This window comes from Actinobacillus capsulatus DSM 19761, assembly GCF_000374285.1.
Lineage (GTDB): Bacteria > Pseudomonadota > Gammaproteobacteria > Enterobacterales > Pasteurellaceae > Actinobacillus > Actinobacillus capsulatus.
The window spans coordinates 47,979-67,636 of record NZ_KB893932.1 but is presented as its reverse complement, the minus strand read 5'-3'; the positions used below and the strand labels follow the sequence as shown (position 1 = coordinate 67,636).

The 19,658-nt window shown below is 40.4% G+C and carries 16 protein-coding genes; 11 read left to right on the top strand and 5 right to left on the bottom strand.

The window, feature by feature from the left end; translation table 11 throughout:
- Positions 1-119 precede the first annotated feature (119 nt).
- The 3 genes from pyrG to C228_RS0102930 all read left to right on the top strand — a co-directional run bounded on the left by pyrG (position 120) and on the right by C228_RS0102930 (position 3,202).
- Positions 120-1,757, top strand: coding sequence for a glutamine hydrolyzing CTP synthase (pyrG, locus tag C228_RS0102940; protein ID WP_018651211.1), 1,638 nt, complete (start codon positions 120-122; stop codon positions 1,755-1,757).
- Between the two features lie 89 nt (positions 1,758-1,846).
- The gene (locus C228_RS0102935) at positions 1,847-2,353 is read left to right on the top strand and encodes a DUF2301 domain-containing membrane protein (protein ID WP_018651210.1); all 507 of its coding nucleotides are present in this window, start codon (positions 1,847-1,849) and stop codon (positions 2,351-2,353) included.
- 30 nt (positions 2,354-2,383) lie between these two features.
- Positions 2,384-3,202 carry a glycosyltransferase family 2 protein gene (locus C228_RS0102930; RefSeq protein WP_018651209.1) on the top strand — a complete coding sequence of 273 codons (819 nt, stop codon included), beginning with the start codon at positions 2,384-2,386 and terminating at the stop codon, positions 3,200-3,202.
- Positions 3,203-3,243: 41 nt separating this feature from the next.
- Here C228_RS0102930 and leuD read toward each other — a convergent pair whose 3' ends face one another.
- Positions 3,244-3,846 (bottom strand): 3-isopropylmalate dehydratase small subunit, encoded by a 603-nt coding sequence (leuD, locus tag C228_RS0102925; protein ID WP_018651208.1) that lies wholly within the window; start codon positions 3,844-3,846, stop codon positions 3,244-3,246.
- A gap of 9 nt (positions 3,847-3,855) precedes the next feature.
- Entirely contained in the window at positions 3,856-5,265 is a 1,410-nt protein-coding gene (gene leuC, locus C228_RS0102920) for a 3-isopropylmalate dehydratase large subunit (protein ID WP_018651207.1), read from the bottom strand.
- Between the two features lie 446 nt (positions 5,266-5,711).
- Here leuC and C228_RS0102915 point away from each other — a divergent pair, with 446 nt between their 5' ends.
- From C228_RS0102915 to C228_RS0102895, 5 genes are all read left to right on the top strand, one after another.
- Entirely contained in the window at positions 5,712-7,349 is a 1,638-nt protein-coding gene (locus tag C228_RS0102915; protein WP_018651206.1) for an ABC transporter substrate-binding protein, read from the top strand.
- A gap of 126 nt (positions 7,350-7,475) precedes the next feature.
- On the top strand, positions 7,476-8,585 hold the full coding sequence (locus C228_RS0102910; RefSeq protein WP_026313165.1) for a CdaR family transcriptional regulator: 1,110 nt from the start codon (positions 7,476-7,478) through the stop codon (positions 8,583-8,585).
- A 136-nt stretch (positions 8,586-8,721) separates the two neighbouring features.
- Positions 8,722-9,984 carry a GntP family permease gene (locus tag C228_RS0102905; RefSeq protein ID WP_018651204.1) on the top strand — a complete coding sequence of 421 codons (1,263 nt, stop codon included), beginning with the start codon at positions 8,722-8,724 and terminating at the stop codon, positions 9,982-9,984.
- Positions 9,985-9,994: 10 nt separating this feature from the next.
- The gene (locus C228_RS0102900; protein WP_018651203.1) at positions 9,995-11,128 is read left to right on the top strand and encodes a glycerate kinase; all 1,134 of its coding nucleotides are present in this window, start codon (positions 9,995-9,997) and stop codon (positions 11,126-11,128) included.
- Between the two features lie 17 nt (positions 11,129-11,145).
- The gene (locus tag C228_RS0102895; RefSeq protein WP_018651202.1) at positions 11,146-11,418 is read left to right on the top strand and encodes an acylphosphatase; all 273 of its coding nucleotides are present in this window, start codon (positions 11,146-11,148) and stop codon (positions 11,416-11,418) included.
- A gap of 70 nt (positions 11,419-11,488) precedes the next feature.
- Here C228_RS0102895 and C228_RS0102890 read toward each other — a convergent pair whose 3' ends face one another.
- From C228_RS0102890 to dusA, 3 genes are all read right to left on the bottom strand, one after another.
- Positions 11,489-13,054 carry a DUF2813 domain-containing protein gene (locus tag C228_RS0102890; protein WP_018651201.1) on the bottom strand — a complete coding sequence of 522 codons (1,566 nt, stop codon included), beginning with the start codon at positions 13,052-13,054 and terminating at the stop codon, positions 11,489-11,491.
- Positions 13,055-13,066: 12 nt separating this feature from the next.
- A complete protein-coding gene (ppnN, locus tag C228_RS0102885) occupies positions 13,067-14,431 on the bottom strand; it encodes a nucleotide 5'-monophosphate nucleosidase PpnN (RefSeq protein ID WP_018651200.1) in 1,365 nt (454 codons plus the stop codon).
- A gap of 71 nt (positions 14,432-14,502) precedes the next feature.
- Positions 14,503-15,474, bottom strand: coding sequence for a tRNA dihydrouridine(20/20a) synthase DusA (gene dusA / locus C228_RS0102880; RefSeq protein ID WP_026313164.1), 972 nt, complete (start codon positions 15,472-15,474; stop codon positions 14,503-14,505).
- A 357-nt stretch (positions 15,475-15,831) separates the two neighbouring features.
- On the opposite strand from dusA, the gene C228_RS0102870 reads away from it, so the two are divergent.
- The 3 genes from C228_RS0102870 (at position 15,832) to add (ending at position 19,657) form a co-directional block, all read left to right on the top strand.
- Complete coding sequence (locus C228_RS0102870) at positions 15,832-16,812, top strand: ribonucleotide-diphosphate reductase subunit beta (protein ID WP_005624106.1); 981 nt, start codon at positions 15,832-15,834, stop codon at positions 16,810-16,812.
- Entirely contained in the window at positions 16,799-18,463 is a 1,665-nt protein-coding gene (locus C228_RS0102865; RefSeq protein WP_018651197.1) for a ribonucleoside-diphosphate reductase subunit alpha, read from the top strand. Before C228_RS0102870 ends, C228_RS0102865 begins: the two co-directional genes overlap by 14 nt.
- A gap of 159 nt (positions 18,464-18,622) precedes the next feature.
- Complete coding sequence (gene add / locus C228_RS0102860; RefSeq protein WP_018651196.1) at positions 18,623-19,657, top strand: adenosine deaminase; 1,035 nt, start codon at positions 18,623-18,625, stop codon at positions 19,655-19,657.
- Position 19,658: the final 1 nt, after the last annotated feature.

Sequence of the window (19,658 nt, the reverse complement as noted above, 5' to 3'; positions counted from 1 at the left end):
TTTCCGATAGCACAAAAATACCTTTTACTGTATACTACGCTCCCGTCCTGATAGTTTTATTTTACTATCCATTCCGAATTTTCTTATCTATTTAACTGATTATCAAAGGCAGATCAAAAATGGCAACGAATTATATTTTCGTGACGGGCGGTGTTGTTTCATCTTTAGGCAAAGGTATTGCCGCTGCATCTCTCGCATCAATTCTCGAAGCTCGTGGTTTAAATGTAACCATTATGAAGCTGGATCCTTATATCAACGTTGACCCGGGTACAATGAGCCCAACGCAACACGGTGAAGTTTTCGTCACGCAAGACGGCGCGGAAACCGACTTAGACTTAGGTCACTATGAGCGTTTTATCCGTTCTAAGATGAGCAAAGCGAATAACTTTACCAGCGGTAAAATTTACTCTGAAGTATTACGCAAAGAACGTCGCGGCGATTATTTAGGTGCGACAATCCAAGTGATTCCGCATATCACTAATGAAATTAAAGAACGTGTGATTAAAGGTGGTAAAGACCGTGATGTGGTTATCGTTGAAGTCGGCGGTACGGTGGGCGATATCGAATCATTACCGTTCTTAGAAGCATTACGCCAGTTAGCGGTGGATGTCGGTCGTGAAAAGACCTTATTTATGCACTTAACCTTAGTGCCGTATATTCCAACAGCCGGCGAAGTGAAAACTAAACCGACTCAACACTCGGTAAAAGAATTACTTTCAATCGGTATCCAACCTGATGTGTTAATTTGTCGTTCGGATCGTGCGATTCCAAGCAACGAGCGTAAAAAAATCGCCTTATTCTGTAATGTACCGGAACGTGCGGTTATTTCATTAAAAGACGTGGATTCAATTTATCGTATTCCTGAATTACTGAAATCACAAGGCTTAGATAGTTTTGTTTGCGATCGTTTCCGTTTAGATTGTCCGGAAGCGGATTTAAGCGAATGGGAACAAGTGCTTTATCGCCAAGCTAACCCAATCGGTGAAGTGACCATCGGTATGGTGGGTAAATATGTTGAATTACCGGATGCGTATAAATCAGTAAACGAAGCGTTAAAACACGCCGGTTTAACCAATCGCTTAACGGTAAATATCAAGTATATTGATTCACAAGATATTGAAACTAAAGGTGTTGAATTACTCCATGGCTTAGATGCGATTTTAGTACCAGGCGGTTTCGGTTACCGTGGTGTAGAAGGTAAAATCCGTACCGCACAATATGCACGTGAGAACAAAATTCCTTATTTAGGTATTTGTTTAGGTATGCAAATCGCACTCATTGAATATGCGCGTAATGTGGCTGGTTTAACCCAAGCAAATTCGTCTGAATTTGATAAAGATTGTCCGCAACCGGTGGTCGGTTTGATTACCGAATGGCAAGATGAGTCGGGTAATGTGGAAACACGTTCTGACGATTCGGATTTAGGCGGTACAATGCGTTTAGGCGCACAACAATGTCACTTAATTGAAGGCACTAAAGCACGTGAAGTTTATGGTGCGGAAACTATCGTTGAGCGTCATCGTCACCGTTATGAGGTTAACAATACTTTATTACCACAAATTGAAGCGGCAGGCTTAAAAGTGAGCGGCTTATCGGCAGACCGTAAGTTAGTGGAAATCATTGAAGTGCCAAACCACCCATGGTTTGTGGCAGCACAATTCCACCCGGAATTCACTTCAACACCACGTGATGGTCACCCGTTATTTGCTGGCTTTGTAAAAGCGGCGAAAGACTATCAAGATAGTCACAAAGCGTAAGCTGTAAGGCTTTTCTTGCTCAAGCGGTCAATTTCTTGCAAAATTTTGCGAAAAATTGACCGCTTGTTATTTATAAAAGGAGTAAAAAAATGGCTGATCCACATATTCAATCACCTATGGATTTTTGGGATTACTTAACTGTGATTCTATATCGGATGGGCTTCGTGGTCGCAACATTGATGGTATTCTTGCTACCTTATCAAATGCAGATCGCACAGAAAGGTTTACTTATTGCAGGTGTGCTGCTTGTTTCCTCTTTACATCTTTATTTAAAAACTTTCCGCTTTCTGTTTCAATTTGTGGTATGGATTGGATTATTGTGCTATGTTTTCAACCTGCCATTGATCGCATTGGGCGCAATGTTATTTAGCATTGGCGGTTTAAGTTACAAAGAGTATTTTTGCTTTAGAGTATTCGGCTTAAATTTTCAGCCTATTTTGATGGCAGTGCTTTGGTTATCGATCGTTTTTGAGCAAAATATATTATTACAACTATTAAGTATTTGTTGTGGTCTATTGTTACTTATATTAAGTATTCAAAAATGGCGAATGCCGTTACATTTTGATATTGGTGATAAAACCAAGTATCAAATATAAAATTATAAATTTATCCCTGAGGAGTGAATAATGTCTGTTACAGCACCTTCTGTAGCAATTATTACATCGACAATAGGTCGTCCGCATTTAGAGCGAGCTATTTTAAGTGTACAGCAGCAGAGCTATACTAATTGTAAGCACTATATTTTTGTCGATGGTCAGCAATTCTCTGCGAATGCGAAAGCGATTGTAGAGAAGTATCCACATGTGGTAGTAACATACCTACAGATGAATACCGGAGCGAACGGTTGGACAAATAGCAGTATTAATGCGATTGCCCCGTTTTTGGTTAAAGAAGATCTCATCTGTTATTTGGATGATGATAACTGGTATGAGCTGAATCATGTTGAAAACTGTGTTCGCCAACTTACCGCTCACCAATATGATTACGTTTATAGTATGCGTAACTTTATGAACGTGACAACCGGGAAATTTATTTGCCAGGATACGTTTGAATCGGTCGGTAAATATCACAAAATGGTTGGTGACATTGATGTTTCGTCCGATGCTTTAGGTATTTCCTGCACAATTTGTTTAGAACGTAAGAACCATATTGATACAAACTGCTACTGTTTAAAACGTGAAGTGGCGATCAAAGCAAGCCAATATTGGTATTCAGGGGAATGTAATGATAACAATGTGTCTAACTGGTTATTATCATCTACTGAATATAAGGGAGATTGCACTCATACGTTCTGTGTTAATTACGCATTAGATGTGAAGCGTTTTGCTGAAGGGATTTATGCTTCTATTTCTGCTAGAGTTTCAGATGAAGTTACTGAAGCGCAGAAAATAGAAATGTTAGAAGATTTTGTTTACCATATTTCGGATTTTTATAAAAACCAATAAAAGAAAGCCAAGTAGCAATACTTGGCTTTAGTTTTATCAGACTAACGCAAAAATGCCGGAATCTTACTTTCGTAAGCTGCGATTGCATCTTCGTGTTGTAGAGTCAAACCGATATTATCTAACCCGTTTAATAAACAGTGGCGGCGGAATTCGTCTAGTTCAAAACCGTAAACTTTGTCACCAACCGTTACCGTCATTGCTTCTAAATCAATATGGATTTGTTTGCCTTCATTAGCCCACACCCATTGGAAGATCTCTTCCACTTCCTTTTCGCTTAAGCGAATCGGAAGCATATGATTGTTTAAGCTATTATTATAGAAAATGTCTGCAAAGCTTGGGGCAATCATCACTTTGAAACCATAATCGGCTAATGCCCAAGGTGCGTGTTCACGGGAAGAACCACAGCCTAAATTTTTACGAGTCAGTAAAATGGTCGCCCCTTGATATTGCGGAAAATTCAAAACGAAATCCGGATTCAGTTGTGTTTCTTCCGCATCTAAATAACGCCATTCATGGAATAAATGCTTACCGAAGCCGACACGAGTAATTGCTTGTAAGAATTGTTTTGGGATGATTGCATCGGTATCCACATTCGCCGCATCAAGCGGAACGACTAAACCTGAGTGTTGTTTTAATCCTGCCATTTTTTATCCTTAATTTAATTCCACGTGACGAATATCTACAAATTTACCAAACATTGCCGCTGCAGCTGCCATTGCCGGGCTAACTAAGTGGGTACGACCGTTACGACCTTGGCGACCTTCAAAGTTACGGTTAGAGGTTGAAGCACAACGTTCCCATTCGCCTAAGCGGTCATCGTTCATACCTAAACACATTGAGCAGCCTGGGTTACGCCATTCTGCTCCCGCTTCAATAAAGATCTTATCTAAGCCTTCTTTTTCCGCTTGCGCTTTCACTAAACCAGAACCCGGTACAACCAGCACACGTTTTACGTTATCTGCTTTTTTACGACCTTTCATCACTGCCGCTGCCGCGCGTAAATCTTCAATACGAGAGTTAGTACAAGAACCGATAAATACTTGATCTATATGGATATCTTTCATATCCGTGTTGGCTTCTAAACCAATGTATGCCAATGCTTTTTCCGCAGAAGCTTTCGTCACCGGATCTGCCATTTCAGCCGGGTTTGGTACGACTTGATCAATACCGATAACTTGACCCGGGTTGGTTCCCCAAGTTACTTGCGGCGCAATATCTTTCGCTTCCAATACCACCACCGTGTCAAAGATCGCATCATCGTCTGATTTTAAGGTTTTCCAATATTTAACCGCATCGTCCCAATCTTTACCTTTTGGCGCGTGCGGACGGCCTTTTAAGTAGGCGAATGTTGTTTCATCCGGTGCAACTAAACCGGCTTTAGCACCAAACTCGATCGCCATATTACATACTGTCATACGACCTTCCATCGATAAATCACGGATCGCTTCACCGCAGAATTCCACCACGTGGCCGGTACCGCCCGCCATGGTTGTTTTGCCAATGATTGCTAGTACGATATCTTTTGCGGTAATACCCGGATTCACTTTACCACGTACTTCCACTTTCATATTTTTTGCACGAGCTTGTTTTAATGTTTGAGTTGCAAGCACGTGTTCTACTTCAGAAGTACCAATACCGAAAGCTAATGCACCGAATGCGCCGTGTGTTGCGGTATGTGAGTCGCCGCATACAATTGTCATACCCGGTAGGGTTAAACCTTGCTCCGGCCCCATTACGTGTACGATACCTTGTTCTTTGGTTTGCATATCGAATAACGAAATACCACTTGCTTCACAGTTTTTCGCTAATTCTAAAACTTGGATTTTCGCCTGACCTTCTAATTTATTTACGTCACGCACTTGGGTAGAAATACTGTGATCCATTGTGCCGAATGTTTTGCTAACTTGACGAACTTGGCGGCCGGCAACACGTAAACCGTCAAACGCTTGCGGGCTTGTCACTTCATGAATTAAATGGCGGTTGATATAAAGAATCGGCGTTTCGCCTGCGGCTTCATATACAACGTGAGCATCAAATAGTTTTTCGTATAATGTTTTTGCCATGATATTGTCCAACTCTAAAATAAATATTGTGAATGCATATGAATAAATAAGCGGTCAAATTTGCTTTATTTTTTGCAAAAACAACCGCTTGCTTATTGTTGCTAACGAATATAACGGTTAAAAAAACGAAAGTAAAACGCTATTTTTATAAAAAATAGCGTTTTTTATTCTAATGAGTAAGTAACAAAATGCCTGTTATTGAGAAAATACAGAATTTTATTCTGAGTTATTCAATCTGTATAGACGCTTATCTATGCTTTATTAGGCTTTATAGCGTGATTACCTGAGTTATATTTATTAAATTATTTTCAATAAAAGGTGATTCCTATCACAAAATGGAAAAAAAGCGAGCTAAATTAAGGTATAACACTTTACAAAGTGATTTTTTTATTTTAAAAATTTTAAGGATATATATCTTATATATTTATTCAAAAAAAGGAATAATTATGCAAACAAAACTGACTCGCTCATTATTAAATATCGCAATCGTACTTGGCTTATCCAGCACGGCTTTTGCCGCAAAAGTGCCGGAAGGAATGGTATTGGCGGAAAAACAAGAAATTATCATTAATAACGGCTCGGAGCCGGCCAGTTTTGATCCACAAAAAATAGAAGGTGTGCCTGAATCACAAGTCGCTTATCAGCTGTTTGAAGGGTTGATTACTAAAGATGAAGAAGGGAAATTACAAGCTGGTGTGGCAGAGAGCTGGCAGAGTTCACCCGATTACAAAACATGGACATTTAAATTGCGTCAAAATGCAAAATGGGCGAACGGAGATCCGGTAACAGCACATGATTTTGTCTATGCGTGGCAGCGTTTAGCCAATCCATTAACCGCTTCGCCTTACGCAAGTTATCTGACTTATTTACAAGTGGAAAATGCGCAAGAGATTATTGATGGCAAGAAAAAACCGGAAGAACTGGGTGTGAAAGCGATAGATGACTATACGTTAGTATTGTCATTAACTAATTCGGTTCCTTACGCAAATGAGCTGACCACTCATTCATCGTTATTACCGGTAAATAAAAAAGTGGTAGAACAGTTTGGCGATAGCTGGGCAAAAAAAGCGAACTTAGTTGGCAACGGCGCGTATAAATTAGTAGAACACATTATCAATGAAAAAATTGTGTTTGAGCGTAATAGCAATTATTGGAATGATAAAGAAACTGTGATCAATAAAGCGACATATTTAGCTATTCCGAATGCAACTACCGATGTGGCTCGGTATAAAGCGGGCGATTTAGATGTAACGAATTATACGTTACCGCCGGAACAGTTTGCTAAGTTGAAAAAAGATTTACCGGAAGAAGTTTTTACCGCAAGAACGCTTTCTACTTATTTGTATGAAATCAATTTGAATAGAAAACCGTTTGATGATCTTCGAGTACGTAAAGCATTAAATTTAGCGCTCGATCGTACGATTATCACTGATAAAGTACTAGGACAAGGGCAAACGCCGACTTATGTGTTCACGCCGACCTATATTCACGAAGGGCAGAAAATTCAATCGCCTGAATATAGTCAGCAAGCAATGGCAGAGCGTAATGCACAAGCGGTTAAATTATTAGAAGAAGCTGGGTTCAGCAAAGCGAATCCGTTGAAATTCTCAATTTTATACAACACCAATGACAACCATAAAAAAATTGCGATTGCAGCCGCTTCATTATGGAAAGCCAATACTAAAGGGCTAGTTCAAGTTGAATTAGAAAATCAAGAATGGAAAACCTATTTAGATACACGCCGTGAAGGTAAGTATGATTTAGCGCGTGCGGGTTGGTCGGCAGATTATAACCAAGCAAGCACTTTCGTGACTTATTTCCTATCGGATTCAAGTAATAACAAAACAGGTTATGCAAGTAAAGCGTATGATGATGCGGTAGCGGAGTCTTATCAAGCGGCGGATGCGGAAGGCAGAGCGACCGCTTATGCGAAAGCGGAAAAAGTACTTGCGGACGATTACGCTATCGTGCCGATTTATAACTATGTGAACCCACGTTTAGTCAAACCGTATGTAAAAGGCTATAGTGGCAAAGATCCGCAAGATGACATTTTATTGCGTAACCTATATATTCTTAAACACTAACCTTTATATCCCCTGCTTGTCAGGGGATTGTTTTTTAAGCGATTTGTTTTTTCTGATTTCTTTGCAAAAAATTGGAAAAATTTGACCGCTTGTCGCTTATTTTTAGCGTTAATTAGAGAAGAAATGATGAAACTAGACAAACAAACCGCACAAGCTATTGTCAAACGCACCATGCAAATTATTCCGAACTCGGTGAATGTGATGGACGAACAGGGCATTATTATTGCTTCTGGAGACCCGAGCCGCATAGGTGAGCGTCATACTGGCGCCGTAATTGTATTACGACATAATCAAGCGGTTGAAATTGATGAAAAATTAGCAAAACAGTGGAACTATGAAGCGAGAGAAGGGCTGAATTTACCGATTCGATATTTAGGTAAAACAATCGGTGTTATCGGCATTTCAGGCGCACCGGAGGCAGTTCGTCATTATGCAGAATTAGTCACTATGGCGGCGGAATTAATTGTCGAACAAGCGATCGTTTTGGAAACGGAACGTTGGCAGCGCCGCTATAAAGAAGAATTTATTCGCCAATTATTAAAAGGTAGCTTAAATAGAGAACAAACAGAGCAACAAGCTCGTTTCTTTAATTTAAATCCGGCTCAAGCATTGGCTGCGATTATTATCAAATTAAATAAGCCTACTTCGGAAGAATTACAGACCGTTTTATTACATTTAGAGCAGCAGCAACAGAATGCCAGTGTTGTTGTGGTTGATTTAGATAAATTAGTTTTGCTGCTACCGGTAGAAGAATTACTTCAGCGCCAAAAACATAAAACACTTAACCAGTTGTTTCCGTCACAAACGGTTGAAACGGATTATCGTATGGTGATCGGTTGTCAGGTTGGACATTTTGTCGAAGCGCATTTTTCTTATCAGTCTGCATTACACACCTTAGCGTATGCGGAAAATAATCATACGAAGAAGCAGATTATCTGTTTTGAAGCTTATCGCTTACAGGCGCTATTAGCTGATTTTTCTCATTCGTGGCAAGCCAAAGAATTATTTACACCGGTTCAACAGTTAATTTCTCAAGATGAGAAAAACGTGCTGTTTAAAAGTTTGCAGCAATATTTTTTGTCAAATTGTGATCTGGTTCACGCTTCGGAAAAATTGTTTATTCATCAAAATACCTTACGTTATCGTTTAGAACGAATCGAACAAATAACTTCTTTATCTTTCAATAAGATAGAAGATAAATTTATTTTATATTTAGGTGCGATTTTAATGCCTTGATTTGTTGAATTTTACAATATTAGCCAGTGTAACTCGCTATTTTTTGTAATTTTCACTAACGACTTTCCATTAAAAATCCGCATAATGCCGAACAATTCATTTTTGTATTTATGTTTTTGGTATTAAGGAGAACATTATGGTTGCGGTAACTGCAGTCGGTGCTGTTGTAGCACTATCAGTCGCGATAGTTTTAATCTTAAAGAAAGTACCGCCAGCATACGGTATGTTAATTGGTGCATTGGTCGGTGGTTTAATCAGTGGTGCGGATCTGTCGCAAACCGTGAGCTTAATGATTGGCGGTGCACAAGGGATTACCACGGCGGTCATGCGGATCTTAGCTGCGGGTGTATTAGCCGGTGTATTAATTGAATCCGGTGCGGCAAGTACCATCGCCGAAACTATCGTGAAAAAATTAGGCGAAACACGAGCATTGCTTGCGCTAGTACTTTCAACCATGATTTTAACCGCTGTTGGGGTATTTGTGGACGTGGCGGTGATTACTGTTTCACCAATTGCATTAGCGTTAGCGAAACGTGGTAATTTATCGAAACCGGCTATTTTATTAGCGATGATTGGTGGCGGTAAAGCAGGTAACATTATGTCACCGAATCCAAATGCAATTGCCGCTTCAGACGCTTTCCATTTACCGTTAACCTCTGTGATGGCAGCAGGTATCCTTCCGGCAATCTTCGGTATTATTCTGACCTATTTTTTAGCCAAACGTCTGATCAACAAAGGTTCAAAAGTGGCGGATAACGAAGTTTCTGCAAATAATCTACAAAATTTACCCGCTTTTCTACCGGCAATTGCCGCTCCGCTTTGTGCGATTATCTTATTAGTGTTACGTCCTATTGCAGATATAAAAATTGACCCGCTGATCGCATTACCGTTTGGCGGTTTAGTCGGTGCGTTGGCGATGGGCAAATTAAAACAAGTGAATCAATTTGCTACTTCAGGTTTGTTAAAAATGTCACCGGTCGCCGTGATGTTATTAGGTACGGGGGCATTAGCCGGCATTATTGCCAATTCGGGTTTAAAAGATGTGTTAATTGAAGCTCTAACTGCTTCAGGTTTGCCGTCTTATTTACTTGCACCGATTTCAGGGGCGTTAATGTCATTGGCAACCGCTTCAACTACAGCAGGTACGGTGGTGGCGTCAAACGTATTTAGTGCAACCTTAATAGAATTAGGTGTAAGTGCATTGGCTGGTGCAGCAATGATTCACGCCGGTGCGACCGTATTTGACCATATGCCGCACGGTTCTTTTTTCCACGCCACCGGCGGAAGCGTCAATATGGAGATGAAAGAACGCTTAAAATTAATTCCGTATGAAACAGCGGTCGGTTTAATTATGACTATCGTTTCAACCTTGGTATTTGGCGTGTTTAAATTATTCTAAGAGGTAAAATATGAAAATTGTTATTGCTCCCGATTCATTTAAAGAAAGCCTTACTGCGCTTGAAGTAGCGCAATCTATTGAAGGCGGTTTCAGACGTATTTTCCCTGATGCGCAATACATCAAGGTGCCGATGGCAGATGGCGGTGAAGGTTCGGTTCAGTCATTAATTGATGCGACTAAAGGTGAGCTGTTAGAAGTTAAAGTCACTGCGCCGCTCGGCAATAAAGCGACCGGTTTTTTGGGTGTTTCGGGTGATAAACAGACCGCTTTTATTGAAATGGCGGCGGCTTCCGGTTTACATCTTGTACCTTTTGAGCAACGTAATCCGCTTAAAACCACCAGTTTTGGTACTGGTGAATTAATCAAAAAAGCGTTAGATTTGGGCGTGAAAAAAATTCTGTTAGGCATTGGTGGTAGTGCGACCAATGATGGTGGTGTCGGTATGTTACAAGCGCTCGGTGCTTCTTTCAAAAATGCCGCAGGTGAGGAAATCGGTTTTGGGGGCGAACAGCTACAACAAATCAGCCAGATTTCGTTAGAAAATTTAGATCCTCGTTTACAAAGTGTTGAGTTTGAAGTGGCGTGCGATGTAAATAACCCATTATGTGGCGAGCGTGGTGCTTCGGCAGTGTTTGGTCCGCAAAAAGGTGCAACGCCGGAGATGGTTCAAACCTTGGATAATGCTTTGGCGCATTTTGCGGATATCGCATTAGCTCAGCAAGGGATTGCGATAGCTAATCATGCCGGCGCAGGTGCAGCAGGCGGTATGGGCGGTGGTTTATTATTACTGCCGAACGTGCAGCTTAAAGCAGGTGTACAAATCATTATCGAAGCGACTCGTTTGGCGGAGCATATCCAAGATGCGGATTTAGTGATTACCGGCGAGGGACGTATGGACGCACAAAGTATTGCCGGTAAAACACCGGTCGGTGTGGCAAAAACGGCAAAACAATTTGGTGTGCCGGTGATTGCGATTGTCGGTTGCTTACGAGAAGATTACAATGTGGTCTATCAACATGGCATTGATGCGGTATTCCCGATTATTCGTCAATTAAACTCACTTGAAGAAACCTTAAAACAAGGACGAGAAAACTTGGAGTCTAGCGCAGAAAATGTCGCACGTTTAATTAAATTGAAAATGTAGAAATTGACGGAGGGCTTATGCAGCAGAAACTGTTTATTGTGACCGGGCACGTACAAGGTGTTGGCTTTCGATTCTTCACGCTACAAGAGGCAGGAAAAATCGGCATTAAAGGTTATGTGAAAAATCGCCCTGAAGGCTCGGTGGAAGTGGTTGCCATTGGTAGCGAAGCGCAAATGGCTGCGTTCAGAAGCTGGTTACAAAAAGGCCCTCCGACATCTGCCGTGCGTAATTTAATTGAACAAAGTTATCAAGGTTCGGAACAATTCGAACGCTTCGAAATCCGACGTTAGTTATAGTTAATTTGGAATCAGACAAGCGGTTACATTTGCAAAAAATTTTGTAAATTTAACCGCTTGTTGTTTATTGCTCTTTGATAAGTTTCAAGACTTTAATAAACAGCTTTCTAAATAAGCGAGGAATCGCTTGATTGCCTCGTTGTTTGATTTCAGTTGAAATCGCAATCGCTAAATCTGGTTTTGAGGTGTACTGAATCGCTCGTTTGATAATGGTTTTGGTCGGGTATTTATGATCTCTCGGTTGCCAACGGGCAAGACGCACAAATACTTCCCTTAGTCCTTCGTGATAGAAAAAATGTTCGATATCTTGGCGTGGAATGACGGTCAAATGTTTACTTGGGTGTTCGTTTTCCTGCAACATGCTTTTGGCAATATCGGCATATTTTTCGCCCGCTTGATCACCGTCGGTCAATACGTACCATTCAATGCCCATCGCTTTGGCGTATTTAATTAACGGGCGTAAGCCGCATTGGGCAAATTCCACTATCCGAATTCCTTCCATTTCCAAATTAATATCCAGTAAATTTGCCAGCTCGGTTAGAATCCAAACTTCCGTTTCGCCTTCGACTAAAATCCATGCTCGAGAAAATAAAGCTAAACCTCGATTGTAGTGAATATGAAAGGTCAGTTTACGTAGGTCTTCTTTGCCCAACGAACTATGTGCAAGCGAATATGCCTCGGTATGATCTCGATAACGCACTAAACGGCTAATTTCTCGTAACGGCACTTGAGAAAGTAATTCCATTGAATTGGTGGTGGTGATGCGTTGTACTGGTAAATAATTTACCAATTCCCAAAAGATCGCAATCATACGGGGGTGTAAACGTGCTTCGAGATCTTCAAATAAGATAATCGGCTTTTCAACACGGCGTAATTTCTGACTGATTATAAATAGTGAGGAAAGGTGAGTGCGTACCTTATGAGTCAGTTCTCCGCTTTGATCTTGTTTTAAACGTAAGCAAAGTGATTTGACTCTTTCCCATAGCACGGAAGTGTCTTGCAGCGCATCGGCTAATTGTTGACGACTTTTGATACTTAAAAAGTAATAGCGCAATAATAAAGAGAGTGCTTGCAATTCGCTTTGGATAGTATCTTGCTCATTTTCGATATGAGGAGAAAATGTTTCAAGCGGCGAGAATTTATTTAAACGGGCATCCCTAAAGCGGTAAACGGGTGAGTGATTGATAATCGAAAGAATAATTTCTTCATGATTGGCAACCTTTAGCGGTTTGGCGGAGTTATCTAGAAAACAGTAGTCAGTTTCAATAACGCCATTTAGGAGTTTACCGGAAACTTGCAGCTTAATACAAAGCTTGCCTTTTTCATCCGGATAAAAAAGGTGACAATAAGGCTGATGAATATCAGCCTGACATTCGTCCTCATGTTCGGCACAGAAGGTGAACAATAGGCGGATTTGCTCCGCCTTAGTTGTGGCATGATATTGTTGGTGGAAGTCCGATTCACTAAATTGATAAAGCTCGCCTTTGATATTGAAGATATGGCTGAGAGCATCCAGTAAACTGGATTTACCCCAAGCGTTTTCACCAATCAAGACCATATTCGGACGCAATTGTAATGTGAGCTGATTAATACCTCGAAAGCCGCTGATTTCAATCTGTTGTAAATACATAATCCCCCCTCGCTATTTATGAATCTGATAACAAGGTTTGTAAGCCTCTTCGGTCGGTAGTTTCATACGATGTTGCTGAATAAAGCGTTGTAACAAGCAGTCGATTTTCTCCATTAATTTGCGATCGCCTTTGAGCTGGAAGGGACCGTATTGCTCAATCATATCTTGTGTATCCGGTTTGATATTACCGGCAACAATACCCGAAAATACTCGGCGTAAATTCGCCGCCAATTGTGCCGGTGCTTGGCCAAAATGCAGATCAAGATTTGCCATATTTTCGTGAGTCGGAGCAAAAGGCAAAATAAAAGCGTCATCAATTTTTAGCGACCAGTTAAAACTGTATGAATCGGCTAGCGCTTGGCGCTGACGTTTCACTTCTTTCATCGCATGTGCCATTTTTTGGGCGACTAAAACCGGATCATCAATGATGATTTCATACTGTTGTTGCGCTTCTTTACCAAGCGTTTCACCTATAAATTCATCAATCGCGGTGAAATAATTGGCGCTTTCCGGCGGTGCGGTCAAAATTACCGGTAATTGTTGTAACTTATTAGCCGGATTGAGTTTTATACCAATGATATAAAGTAATTCTTCTAATGTGCCGGGGCCTCCGGGGAAGATGACAATGCCATGTCCCATACGCACGAAGGCTTCTAACCGTTTTTCAATATCGGGCATAATAATTAATTCATTGACGATCGGATTCGGCGGCTCGGAGGCAATAATAGACGGCTCGGTGATTCCGATAAAACGGCTATACTGATACCGCTGATTCGCATGGCCGATTGCTGCGCCTTTCATTGGCGCTTCCATCACGCCGGTACCACAGCCAGTGACAATATTAAGTAAACGTAATCCCAATTCGGTTCCGACTGCTCGGCAATATTGATATTCGGTTTGGTTAATCGAATGACCGCCCCAGCAAACAATTAGATTAGGATCAGAACCAATCTCAAGCGCTTTGGCATTGCGTAAAATTGAAAAGACTTGATTGGTGATATAGCGACAATCGGTTTGCGGTTGATCTTGTTTGAAATATTGAGAAAGGGCGTTTACAAAAACGATGTCACGTAATACGGCAAATAAATGATATTGAATATTGAGCATCATTTTTCCGTCAACAAAAGCGGTTTCCGGCGGGTTGTGCAACTCAAGCGTTACCCCTTTTTCACGGGTAATCAGATTTATATCGAAGTGTTGATATTGATTGAGCAGTGCGCGACTGTCATCGGTAACAGCACCGGAATTAAGCACGGCAAGCGAACAATTGCGATAAAGTGAATAGAGATTGCCTTGTGCGTTTTTGGTCAGCAATTCCATTTCCAAATGTGAGAGTTGGTCTAAACTGCCTTTTGGATTGACTGAATGAATGCTCATATTTATATTTCCTCCGAAAGATACATAGGATAAAAACATTATGCCTGCTTAGGGGGAAATAGCAAATTTAATTATTCTTGTACAAAGCTGAGCGCTTGTTCTACCACTTCAACACCTGCCCCTTGTTTAGTGGCATTTTCGCTTAAGTGACGGCGCCATTGGCGTGCACCTTTACAGTTTTGGAATGCACCTAACATATGGCGAACGATATGGTTTAAATAAACCCCTTTTTGCGTTTGCGCTTCAATATAAGGCAACATCTTTTCCACCGCTTCACGGGCGGTGACAAGCGGTCGATTTTCACCGAAAATTTGCGAATCGATTTCACCTAACAATGACGGGTTTTGATAGGCTTCACGCCCCACCATTACGCCATCGACAAATGCCAAGTGTTGTTTGATTTCCTCAACAGTTTTAATTCCGCCGTTAATTGAAATATTTAAATGTGGAAAGTCACGTTTCAGCTGATAAACACGCTCATAATCAAGCGGTGGAATTTCACGATTTTGTTTCGGACTTAAACCGGAAAGCCACGCTTTGCGAGCATGAACGATAAAATCCTTACTATACGGTTGTACTCTCTCAATAAAATCAAACAAAAATTCGTAGCTATCCAAGTCATCAATGCCGATACGATGTTTAACCGTCACCGGAATTTGCACCGCATCTTGCATGGCTTTGATGCAGTCGGCAACCAAATCGGCTTTTGCCATTAAGCAAGCACCGAACATTCCGTTTTGCACACGGTCGGAAGGACAGCCGACATTTAAGTTGATTTCGGCATAGCCACGTTCTTCAACTAATTTGGCACAATGCGCAAGTTGAGCCGGATCGCTGCCGCCGAGCTGTAACGCAACCGGATTTTCACTAGAATCGTATTCAAGCAGATCGTATTTGGCGTGAATGATCGCCGGTGCGGTGATCATTTCGGTATAAAGCAAAGCGTGTTGGCTAAATTGACGATGAAAATAGCGGCAATGACGGGTGCTCCAATCAAGCATTGGCGCAACGGAAAAACGTCCACGATAAAATTGATTTTGCATAAAGTTATTCACAAATAAAAATAACAAGCGGTGCCATTTAGCCGATCTTTTGTAAATTTTTCGCTAAATTTAACCGCTTGTAAAGGGATCAAAATTTCGCTCATCATACTATAAAACGCTTGTGAATTCACGGTTTTTACGTTCGGCTTGTGATTTGATGATAATTAATGCAATACAATATCTAGTAGATTTTTACAAATAAACCACTAGATATTGATTTATAAATTGACAAAAAATTTTTTCTTTATAAATCAAATGACTAGCTAAAAAGCTTGTTTGTCAAGACTTGTGGTACTAAAAAATTTTCCCTAAAATTCACGCCTTAATTATTAATGAATAAAGATAGAGTTAACGAGTATGTCCAAAAGAAATCTTTTTGAAAAACGCTTGAACATCAAGCCATACGAATACCCTGAATTATTAGAATTTAAAGATGCAATTCGCCATTCTTATTGGTTGCATACGGAGTTTAATTTTACCGGTGATATTCAGAACTACCGTATTGATATCAATGATCACGAACGTCATGTGTTAACTCGTGCGATGTTGGCGATTTCTCAAGTGGAAGTAAACGTAAAACGTTTCTGGGGTGAACTATATCGCTATTTCCCAAAACCGGAAATGGATGATGTGGGTGGTACATTCGCAGAGTCGGAAGTTCGTCACAAAGATGCATACTCGTTTTTATTAGAAAAATTAGGCTTAAACGAAATGTTTAGCCAAATCCAAGACATTGAGCCGTTAATGAACCGTATTCGTTATATGGAATCGTTCATGAAAGATAAAGATGCGGGTAAAGGTGAATTTGTGCTTTCACTCGTTTTATTCTCTCTTTTCGTAGAACATATTTCATTATTCGGTCAGTTCTTAATTATGATGTCGTTCAATAAGCATAAAAACCTCTTTAAAGGGATTTCTAATGCGGTTGAAGCAACGTCAAAAGAAGAAGAGATTCATGGTAAATTCGGTATTGCGTTATACGAAATTTTACGTGATGAACACAGTGAGCTTTTCACTCCAGAATTTTTTGAAGAATTAAAGACCCTATCTACTCAAGCGTTTGAGGCGGAATGTGGCATTTTAGATTGGATTTTTGAAGAAGGCGATTTAAGTTTTATTAGCCGTGAAGCGGTAGAAAACTATATTCGTAGCCGTTATAACAACTCGTTAATGACGCTAGGTTTAGAGCCTCCATACGATGTAAATCCTGAATTACTAAAAGAAACTGAGTGGTTTGATATTGAAATTCTGTCAACGAAAGAAACAGATTTCTTTAACAAACGTAGTACTGATTACAGCAAAAAAATGAAGCAGATTACCGCAGATGACTTATTCTAATACTCGCCCTGATTTTGAATGGCTAAATGAAGATAGCCGCTTATTTTTACAACGTGGTTACTTACTTGAAGGAACAACCGCATTAGAGCGTATTCGTTTTATCGCTGAACATGCGGAGCATAAACTTGGTATCGAAGGCTATGCGGATAAATTCTATCACTATATGGCACGTGGTTATTTCTCACTTTCTTCTCCGATTTGGTCGAATTTCGGTTTAGATCGTGGTTTACCGATTTCTTGTTTTGGTAGCTACATCGGTGACTCAATTCACGAAATTATGGTGACGACCGCTGAAGTGGGGATGATGAGTAAAATCGGTGGCGGTACTTCCGCTTATTTCGGTGATATTCGTCCACGTGGTTCAGCAATTAAAAATAACGGTAAATCAGACGGTTCATTCAACTTTAGTAAATTGTTTGATACGGTGATTGACGTTATTTCTCAAGGTACGTCACGTAAAGGCCAATTTGCCGGTTATATCGATATTGAACACGGCGATATTGACGAATGGTTAGATATTCATACCGAAGGTAACCCAATCCAATTAATGTATTACGGCGTATGTGTCGGTCATGATTGGTTAGAATCAATGAAAGCGGGTGACCCGTATAAACGTCAACTTTGGGCAAAACTGTTACAACGTAAAACGGAAACGGGTATTCCGTATTTATTCTTTAAAGATAATGCAAATGCTGGCCGTCCGGACGTTTATAAAGATAAAAATATGACGGTACACGCTTCAAACTTATGTACCGAAATTATGCTTCCATCAAGCAATGATGAAAGTTTCGTTTGCTGTCTTTCTTCAATGAACTTACTCTATTTTGATGAGTGGAAAGACACGGATGCACCGGAAGTATTAACTTACTTCTTAGACGTGGTAATGAGTGAGTTTATTGAGAAAAGTAAAGATATGCCGTTCTTAGATCGTGCACATCGCTTTGCGATTCGTCACCGTGCATTAGGCTTAGGCGTGTTAGGCTGGCATAGCTATTTACAAGCGAATAACATTGCGTTTGATAGCTTCCAAGCAATGCAAAAAAACAACTTAATCTTTAAAACGTTACAAGAGAAAACCTTAAAAGCGTCACAAGAGTTAGCGAAACGTTTTGGTGAGCCGGAAATCTTAAAAGGCTACGGTCGCCGTAATACTACTCTAATGAGTATTGCGCCAACGAAATCAAGTAGTTTTATTTTAGGTAGCGTATCACCATCGGTTGAACCGTTTAAATCTAACTACTATGTTAAAGATTTAGCGAAAATCAAAACCGTGTATAAAAACCCGTTCTTAGAGAAATTACTCCAAGAAAAAGGTTTAGATACGGAAGAGATTTGGGAATCGATTTTACACAATGACGGTTCCGTACAGCACTTGGAACAATTAACCGACGAAGAAAAAGAAGTATTCAAAACTTTCTCTGAAATCAGTCAGTTAAGCGTGATTCAGCAAGCGGCACAACGTCAGAAATATATCGACCAAGGTCAAAGTATTAATATCATGGTTCACCCTGCAACACCGGCTCGTGACTTAAACCAATTATACTTAACTGCAGAGGAACTCGGTTTAAAATCAATTTATTACCAATACTCAATGAGTGCGGCACAAGTGTTTAACCGTAACTTATTAAGTTGTTCTAGCTGTGAAGGTTAATTAAAATCTAGTAAGCACCACCGTAAGGTGGTGTTTTTATATCTGTAACATTTCTCGGAAATTACACCGCTTATTGTTTTATATATTGTTATTTTGCGTAAATTTGTGTAATCTTTGTGCAGCCATATATAAAATATCAATAACAGTTAAGGAGACAATATGGCTTTAAACTTAGCAACATATGGGGTGATAGACCTACATTTGCATTTAGATGGTTCTTTATCACCACAATGGATGATTGAATGGGCTGCTAAACAGCAAATTCAACTCCCTTCCTCTGACCCGCAAACCTTACTTCCTTTTATTTCCGTCCCGCAAGATTGTAGCGATTTAAATCAATATTTACGCTGTTTCGAGTTACCCATTTCGTTATTACAAACCCCTGAAGCATTGGCTTCGTCCGTTACTGATGTTCTACAACGATTAGATCAAGCCGGATTGCTTTATGTTGAGATTCGCTTTGCGCCACAATTTCATACCCAAAAAGGCATGGATCAAGAACAAGTGGTACAAGCAGCGATTAAAGGTTTACAAGAAGGCTTAGCCAAGACCCGATTATTTAAAGCGAATTTAATTTTATGCTGTATGCGAGCAGCGGATAATCATGCGGAAAATTTAGAAACCGTACGTTTAGCCGATAAATATTTAAGTGAGGGCGAAGCCGGTGTGGTAGCAGTCGATTTAGCCGGTGCGGAAGGCATATTTCCGACGGTAAATTTTAGTGCAGAATTTGATTATGCAAATGAATTAGGTGTGCCGTTTACCCTTCATGCTGGAGAAGCTGCAGGCGCAGAGAGTGTTGAGCAAGCACTGAATTTTGGCGCTTCACGTATTGGACATGGTATTCGTTCAATTCAGTCGGAAAGCGTGATGCGTAAATTGATAGGTAGTCGAACACCATTAGAAATGTGTCCGTGCAGTAATCTGCAAACTAAAACGGTTCAGCATCTACGAGATTATCCGTTACGCACATTTTTAGAGCGAGGTGTGGTGGCAACATTAAATAGCGATAATATGACCGTTTCACAAACAAATGTGCAAAATGAGTTTCACCTATTGGAAACCGATTATCAACTTACCAAAGAAGAAGCACTGCAACTTTTGTTTAATGCAGTTGAAGCGGCTTTTCTCTCGAAGCAAGATAAAAAAGCCTTATTGAGCGAAATTCAACAACGTTATCCGACATTACTTTAGT